This is a genomic window from Vibrio sp. 1727, from assembly GCF_033344415.1.
GTDB lineage: Bacteria > Pseudomonadota > Gammaproteobacteria > Enterobacterales > Vibrionaceae > Vibrio > Vibrio alginolyticus.
The window spans coordinates 170,556-178,020 of record NZ_JAWPOT010000009.1; the positions used below are offsets into that span (position 1 = coordinate 170,556).

At 43.4% G+C, this 7,465-nt stretch carries 8 protein-coding genes; 5 read left to right on the plus strand and 3 right to left on the minus strand.

Going from position 1 to position 7,465, the window contains the following annotated elements; genetic code table 11:
* Nucleotides 1-80 precede the first annotated feature (80 nt).
* Complete coding sequence (locus tag R8O10_RS11070; protein WP_318191396.1) at nucleotides 81-1,898, plus strand: hybrid-cluster NAD(P)-dependent oxidoreductase; 1,818 nt, start codon at nucleotides 81-83, stop codon at nucleotides 1,896-1,898.
* 100 nt (nucleotides 1,899-1,998) lie between these two features.
* On the opposite strand, the gene nadE is transcribed toward R8O10_RS11070, so the two are convergent.
* Nucleotides 1,999-2,829 carry an ammonia-dependent NAD(+) synthetase gene (nadE, locus tag R8O10_RS11075; RefSeq protein WP_005375299.1) on the minus strand — a complete coding sequence of 277 codons (831 nt, stop codon included), beginning with the start codon at nucleotides 2,827-2,829 and terminating at the stop codon, nucleotides 1,999-2,001.
* A gap of 178 nt (nucleotides 2,830-3,007) precedes the next feature.
* Between nadE and R8O10_RS11080 the strand changes: the two genes are divergently transcribed.
* Both R8O10_RS11080 and R8O10_RS11085 read left to right on the plus strand, forming a co-directional pair.
* A complete protein-coding gene (locus R8O10_RS11080) occupies nucleotides 3,008-3,541 on the plus strand; it encodes a nicotinate-nicotinamide nucleotide adenylyltransferase (RefSeq protein ID WP_086047263.1) in 534 nt (177 codons plus the stop codon).
* A 14-nt stretch (nucleotides 3,542-3,555) separates the two neighbouring features.
* A complete protein-coding gene (locus R8O10_RS11085; protein WP_017635276.1) occupies nucleotides 3,556-4,038 on the plus strand; it encodes a hypothetical protein in 483 nt (160 codons plus the stop codon).
* Nucleotides 4,039-4,165: 127 nt separating this feature from the next.
* On the opposite strand, the gene R8O10_RS11090 is transcribed toward R8O10_RS11085, so the two are convergent.
* Entirely contained in the window at nucleotides 4,166-4,774 is a 609-nt protein-coding gene (locus R8O10_RS11090) for a hypothetical protein (RefSeq protein ID WP_005375302.1), read from the minus strand.
* A gap of 191 nt (nucleotides 4,775-4,965) precedes the next feature.
* On the opposite strand from R8O10_RS11090, the gene R8O10_RS11095 reads away from it, so the two are divergent.
* A complete protein-coding gene (locus tag R8O10_RS11095; protein ID WP_005385027.1) occupies nucleotides 4,966-6,075 on the plus strand; it encodes a 1-acyl-sn-glycerol-3-phosphate acyltransferase in 1,110 nt (369 codons plus the stop codon).
* Between the two features lie 73 nt (nucleotides 6,076-6,148).
* Here R8O10_RS11095 and R8O10_RS11100 read toward each other — a convergent pair whose 3' ends face one another.
* The gene (locus R8O10_RS11100) at nucleotides 6,149-6,748 is read right to left on the minus strand and encodes a hypothetical protein (RefSeq protein ID WP_213879456.1); all 600 of its coding nucleotides are present in this window, start codon (nucleotides 6,746-6,748) and stop codon (nucleotides 6,149-6,151) included.
* 319 nt (nucleotides 6,749-7,067) lie between these two features.
* Here R8O10_RS11100 and R8O10_RS11105 point away from each other — a divergent pair, with 319 nt between their 5' ends.
* Complete coding sequence (locus R8O10_RS11105; RefSeq protein WP_005375306.1) at nucleotides 7,068-7,340, plus strand: YnjH family protein; 273 nt, start codon at nucleotides 7,068-7,070, stop codon at nucleotides 7,338-7,340.
* The last annotated feature ends 125 nt before the right edge of the window (nucleotides 7,341-7,465 follow it).

The window sequence follows — 7,465 nt, forward strand, 5'->3', positions numbered from 1 at the left end:
GAGGCAGCAGACTCTGCAACTTAATGTGATTTGAGTATACAATACCGCAACAAATAAAAAACACCCGTAGGAAGAAGGCCATGTCGCAACCCGTTTTATCCCAAATTAATGTTTTTCCGGTTAAGTCAGTTGGCGGATTATCGCTGTCGTCCGTATGGGTTGAGAAGCAAGGATTGAGCTTCGATCGTCGCTTTATGATTGCGAAAGCTGATGGCTCGATGATCACTGCGCGAAAGTATCCGCAAATGGTAACCATTAAGTCTGCCTTATTGTCCGATGGAGTGGTGTTTAGTAGTTTGGGTATGGAGCCACTTAAAATCCGTTACCAAGATTTCAAAATGCAGGAGACACCTGCAACGGTTTGGAAAGATACGTTTACTGCCTATACCACGACAGATGATGCAGATGACTGGTTTAGTCGTGTGTTGGGGCAGCGCGTTGAGTTGTTGTTTAGTGGTGAGCAATCGAATCGTGTCCGTGAAAAGCTAGGTCAAAACGTCAGTTTTGCTGATGGTTATCCGGTTTTAGTGATCAGCCAAGCTTCACTTGATGAGCTGAACCGAAGAAGTTCAGAGCTACACTCAATGGATCAGTTTCGTACTAACTTAGTTGTCTCTGATACTAAGCCATTTGAAGAAGATTCATGGAAGCGCATACGAATCGGTGAGGTAGAGTTTGAGTCTCTCAAACCTTGCGAGCGCTGTATCCTGACTACGGTGAATACCCAAAGAGGCACATTCCGTGAGAGCAAAGAGCCGCTCAAAACCTTGCAACAGTTCCGTGCAAACGATGTCGGTGGTGTGTTCTTTGGCCAGAATCTTGTCGCGCGAAATGAAGGCATTATTCGTCAAGGCGATAAAGTTGAAGTATTGGAGTACAAAGAGCCGGAGTTTTACGCAGATAACTCGCCAGTGCGCATGAAGCTTACATGTGTTGAGCGTGAAGAAATTGCCCAAGACTTTGTGACCTTATGGTTAGAGCCAAACAAAGGTTCGTTGCCTAATTACTTGCCAGGACAACACCTGCCAATAGAGGTGAATATTGATGGTAAGAAAGTGGGTCGACGCTATACCTTATCATCCAGTCCTTCTCGCCCGGGTCGTTATGCTATTTCTGTAAAGCGTATCGCGGGTGGAAGAGTCTCTAACTCACTCTTAGACAACTTACAAGTCGGTGATGTTTTAGAGGCAGAACAACCTGACGGTCAGTTCCACCTTAAAACGCATGAAGCGCAGCCTCTGCTGTTACTCTCTGCGGGTAGCGGAGTAACACCAATGTTATCAATGGTGCGTTACTTAGCGGATCACAATCAGTTGGATAATGTGGTTTTCTACCATCAATGTCGCACCGAGAATGATATTCCTTGTCGCTCAGAGTTGGAGCAGTTAAAGCGTGAGCACCCAGGGCTAGAAGTAAAAGTCTGTTTAACGCAACCTGCTGTTGACTGGTTTGGTTTGAAAGGGCGTTTAAGTTTGTCACACATTAAGCAAATCAAAGATGTTGAACAGCGGCAGGTGTTTGTGTGTGGCCCGGATGGCTTTATGGATAAAGCAAAAAGTCTTCTACTAAGAAAAGGGCTGCCAGAGGAAAACTACCATCAAGAAGCGTTTGGAGTTTCTTCTCTTACGTCAAAGCCAGAGAAGAGTATCGCTATTGACTTTAATGGAACTAAATTCGTAGGCAACAACCAAAAAACGTTGTTAGATCAGCTCGAAGATGCTGGGAAGGTCATCAGCAATAGCTGTCGTGCAGGCTTATGTGGTGCCTGTAAAGTTCAGCTTACGTCGGGTCAAGTACATCATCCGGACGTGCCCGCGTTGACTGATGAGGAACGTGCAATGGGAACCGTATTGGCGTGTTGTGCTGTGCCAGAGACGGACGTAACAGTAACCAACTAGGCGAGAGCACCTTTTTCCTTCGACAAAAACTGTTCCTAGACAAAAAAACGCTGCTATTTTTAGCAGCGTTTTGAGTTTTAAAGAGAGCTGAAAATATCGCTTAGTCGTAAATCGTCGGGATTGGCTGGCGTTTGTGCTGCGTTGCTTTGTAAATCGCTACCAGACGGTCACTCACTTGCTGTGGAACAGGTTTGCCCTCTAAGAAGTCGTCGATTTGCTCGTAAGTTAGGCTTAGGGCATCTTCGTCTGCTTTCTGTGGAGCAAGCTCTTCTAAGTCTGCCGTTGGCACTTTCTTCACTAGTTGCTCAGGTGCACCCAATGTAGCAGCCACTTCACGAACTTGGCGCTTACTTAATCCGAACAATGGTGCCATGTCACAAGCGCCATCACCAAATTTAGTGTAGAAACCAGTGATGTTTTCTGCTGAGTGATCAGTACCAAGAACAAGGCCGCCTACGTAGCCCGCGATCTCGTATTGAGCAACCATGCGAGCACGCGCTTTTACATTGCCTTTTACGAAGTCGACTTTTGCTGCATCAGTTGGTAGAAGGTCTGTGCCTTCTAATGCAACGTGAGAAGCCGAATGAAGCCCGTCAACACCTGCTTTGATGTTCACCGATACAGAATGGGTTGGCTGGATAAAAGACAGAGCGAGCTGAGCCTCATCTTCATCTTTTTGCTCCCCGTAAGGCAGGCGAACTGCGATAAATTGGTAGCTATTGTTGCCCGCTTCTTCGTTTAGTTGGTCTACAGCCAACTGAGCTAAACGACCACATGTCGTTGAGTCAACGCCACCGCTGATGCCAAGAACAAGAGACTTACAGCCCGCTTCTTGCAATTTACGCTTAATAAAAGCGACACGGCGTTCAATTTCAAAATGCGGATCAATTGAAGGGAGTACGCGCATTTCGTCACGGATGGATTGTTCCATTTAGGGTTCCTTTTCCTGCAAATATTTCAGACTCTAAAGCACATTTGCTCAAATGGTGATAAACCATACAGTTGAGGCTCATTAAATGCGACTTTAGGGTCAAAAGCTGTAAAGATTAGTAGTATCATACCGAAATCATCAGATTAGAAAACTCTCTTCAACCAGGTAATCACCGGATATGAAAAAAATCGCCATTTTTGGTAGTGCATTTAACCCACCTAGTTTAGGGCATAAAAGTGTTATTGAGTCTTTGAGCCACTTTGATCTTGTGCTACTTGAGCCAAGCATTGCACACGCTTGGGGCAAGAACATGCTTGATTACCCAACTCGGTGCAAAATGGTTGACGCGTTCATCAAGGATATGGGGCTTTCTAATGTTCAGCGTTCTGATGCAGAGCAAGCTTTATACCAACCTGGACAAAGTGTGACGACCTATGCGTTGTTAGAAAAAATTCAAGAAATTTACCCAACTGCCGATATAACTTTTGTCATTGGTCCTGATAATTTCTTCAAATTTGCTAAATTTAGTAGAGCTGAAGAGATTACGGAACGTTGGACTGTTATGGCATGTCCTGAAAAAGTAAAAGTCAGAAGCACGGATATTCGCAAAGCATTGGCCGAGGGTGAAGAGGTCGGTGCCTATACAACACCTTCCGTACGTGATTTATTACTTAGTAAAGGCTTATACAGAGAAACATTGTCTGGGAACTGAGAGGTCAGATTTTCATGGTCAGAGTCGTTTTATTTAGTGCATGTGCGCTGCTTGTGGTGACACAAGCTCATTCCGCGTGTAACTATTTTTCTGATCGTTCCGTGGTGTTTGAAGATAACACTCTTCCTATCTGTGAAGAAATTTTAGATTCCATCGGCGTGTTAAGTACTGAAGCATTGATTTGGTATGCAGCGGAAGCGAAGCTTGAAGGACCAACAGAAAACTATTGGGAGGAGTGGGCGATTAAGCCGGAAGACACCCCACTTCTAACTCAAAACTTAGAAAAGAATTACTTTGGTCTTGGTTTTTGGATGCCGGAAGAGCTTCGAGACGAAGAGAGTAAAATGGATACAGAAGAGTGGCTTCGTAGTCACGGGTTGATGTTCAGCGTTGGTTTTGGGGATAAATCCGACGGACAGCCAAGAATGCGGTTTGATTATCGTTGGCACGAATATTATGACGCTGACTGGATGATGCAGATAGAAGTACCTTTCTAGACATCTCAAGCAAATGAAAAAAGGGCGTACATTATCAATGTACGCCCTTTTTGCTTTTACTTGAATCTCTACTTTCTGTATCCGTAACTCTACGTAATGCTGAAAACGTAGCTTGTTAAAGAGCAAGTTATAGCGCTTCTCCAAAGACTAAAAAGCAAAGCTGTTCATATTCTTCGGTGTTACCAGCAAAAAGAGAGTCAACAATTTGCTCTTCCTTCTTCCCCGACAGTTTCATTTTTCTTGCTTCACGTAGTGTTAGTACCAAGCAAAGCTCTTTAGAAATATTCATGTCACAGCCAGGAGTCCATTGATTGATGGTTCTCGTTAACGTTGAGTGCGCTAGTTTAGGAGACAGCGTCAATACTTCATGTCTTACTACTGTCAGTAGATCGGTTTGCAGATCCGAGCGTTCGGCAGTTGTTGCTAGCTTCTCGACGAGCGCTTTTAGTAGCGGTGAAGGCTTCACAAAGCCCGCCTGTTGTGAGAAGTCGTCATTTAAACGCACAGAAAAATCACAACGATATACACGAGAATTAGGTAAAAAGGTGAGGGAGCTCAAACATCCTTGAGGAATCCAAAAATATTGGCCTGGTTCAATGGCATACTCCTGCTTACCCAATTTAATGACGGCTAACCCTTCGATGACAGACAGTAGACTGTGCTTCAATGCTTTTTTACGCGCAGCTACATCAAGAAAGGGGTATTTAGCGTCGTGAAATTCAATTGCGTAGTTCATTATGAGTACCAGTGTTTTTTGGCGCTAAGGGTAACGTTAAACCCATACGATTCCAACCTGCAGAGAGAATTTTTTAGCATGATAAATGGTGGCTTAACTGGTATGACCATGTTAAAAGTATGGGTTGAAATGCTGCTTGTCAGCAAAACTATGCGTAAAATGTGCCAGCTTTTTTTGATATGTAATGAACAATGACAGCCAATACCGATCCTTATATTGAAATTCGTCCTTACAACGACGAAGAAATTCCAGCAGCGCTGGATCGTCTAATCCAAGATGATGAATTTATCACTGCTATCCTAGAACATCGCTTTGCTAATAAAGCAGCGTGGTTCAAAACGCTAATGAGCCCGATCCTGCGCATCTACCTGAAAGCCAAGTGGAGCAAGCTTGATTCTGTCGAAGCAATTCAGATTGAAGTGAAGAAGTATCTGAAAGATACATTGAATAAGACAACGGATGGCGTCACTTTTTCTGGTTTGGATAAGCTGGATAAAAACACGTCATACCTATTCGTTTCTAACCACCGTGATATTGCGATGGACCCTGCGCTCGTAAATTATGGCTTGTACCAAAGTGGGCACCGTACAGTTCGTATAGCGATTGGCGATAACCTGCTGAAGAAGCCATGTGCGACAGAATTGATGCGACTCAATAAGAGCTTCATCGTTAAGCGCTCTGCTAAAGCGCCTAGAGAAATGATGAAAGCATTGGGACAACTTTCAAGCTATATCAAACATTCGCTTGATACTGGCAATTCAATTTGGATTGCCCAAAAGGAAGGCCGTGCTAAAGATGGAAACGACTTTACTGATCCTGCGATTTTAAAAATGTTCCATGTTGAAGGTCGTAAACAAAAGATCAGCTTTGGTGAGTACACGCGTTCTCTGAAAATCGTTCCTGTCTCGATTGCCTATGAAAATGATCCATGTGACATTGCCAAAGCAAAAGAGCTGTACGAAAAAGCAGAAAATGGCCGCTATGAAAAAGGCGAATTTGAAGATATCGAAAGCATCATTCAAGGTATCGTTGGCTATAAAGGCCGTGTACATGTTGCGTTTGGTGATGTGATTGAGCAAGAGTTTGAAACGCCGGAATCTCTTGCTGGTGAAATCGACCGCCAAATTCACAACAACTACAAGTTGTACCCAATCAACTTGTTAGCTGCTGGGCATGAAGATTCGAGCATCATTACGGAAGCGGTTAAGCGTCATCTCGCGGATAAGTTGGATCAGCTACCTGAAGGCGCAAGACCTTATTTGGTGGCGAGCTATGCTAATCCTGTGAATAACCAAGAGTAATCTTCGTCACTGAACTCGTTGATTCAGAATGCCTTAAAGCCTCGGTCTGACGGGGCTTTTGTTTATCTGCTCTTTAAGGTGCGACGGCGCCACCAAGGGTTAAACTGCTGGGCCATTTGGTGATTCTGTTACCACCTAAATAGATATTCCCTTTCACCGTCATTGTGTCTGGAAATACTTTCAGCGCTGATCCTCCAATATAGAGATTACCATCAACCACTAATCCTTCAGGAAGATCAGAAATGGGAGTGCGAATAACACTTAGATCACCTTTTACTCGAAGTTTAGCTGGAAGCGCTTTTAGCGGTGTATCTGTCAGATTTAGGTAACCGCCTAGTTTGATGCCTTTAGGCCAGTTTTCGATCTTACTACCTAGTAGGTTTGCATAGCCTTTTATCTTTGTTCCTGAGCGAATAACTTTGAGTGCGCTGTTAGTTGCTTCCAGACTGCCTTCAACATCAAGCCCTTTGGGCAAGGTTTTGATAGGGGTTTGTGAGATGTTTAAGTTGCCCTTTACCACTAGGCCTGAGGGGAGTTGGGTGTAAGGCTTGTTTCTAAGATCAAGATTGCCGTAATTATCGATGTGACCAAACTTAGAATAGTAATCTAGCTCATATGCCAAAGGAGACGAGCAGAGCAGGATTGAAGTAATGCACAGGGAAACAAAACGCATAGTCAAAGAGTTAGTTAAATACCGAGATCAACAGGTGCTTATCTTATACTTAAATAAACCTATTATGCATTTTTTGCTCACAGTTTTTGATTCATAACTTAAATATTCAAATTAGAGATGCACGCTAAAAGTGTGCGCTTCTTTACTGCGCTAAGTAACTTCAAGCTTACTAAAATGAGATAAATTAAATGATTGAATGTGAAGCAGATTCAAGCGTAGAGGTGAGAAAAATATCAGTAGATATTTGAATAATATGAGATTCTTCCAAGAACTTCACAAGGGTCCTTGTTAGTATTATTGAGGTTTGAGGGAGATTTTCATGAAGTTAAAAAGTGTATCTATTTTTACCGCTGGTGTTTTTGCAGTACTGCTGTCGGGTTCCGTTTTTGCTAAATCATACAGTACACCAGAAAACAAAGCGCTAATAGTTGCTGACGGTAAGGTAGGTCAGCGTATCTGTTACTACGATGATAAAGCCTACACCACAGGGGCCGTGATTAATGTTGAAGGCGTATTACTGATGTGTACCGCTGAGAACGATTTTGAAACCAATGGCTCGTTAAAGTGGGTCGTGTTCAAAAAAGATAAATAAACGCGCCGAAGTTGTCTGTTTCATTTAGAGCGGTTTAAGATTAAGAGATTGACCCGTCCTGATATGGGTTGACACTTTTTAACTAAAACGCTCGATGTACTTCATCGGGCGTTTTGTATTTTAAA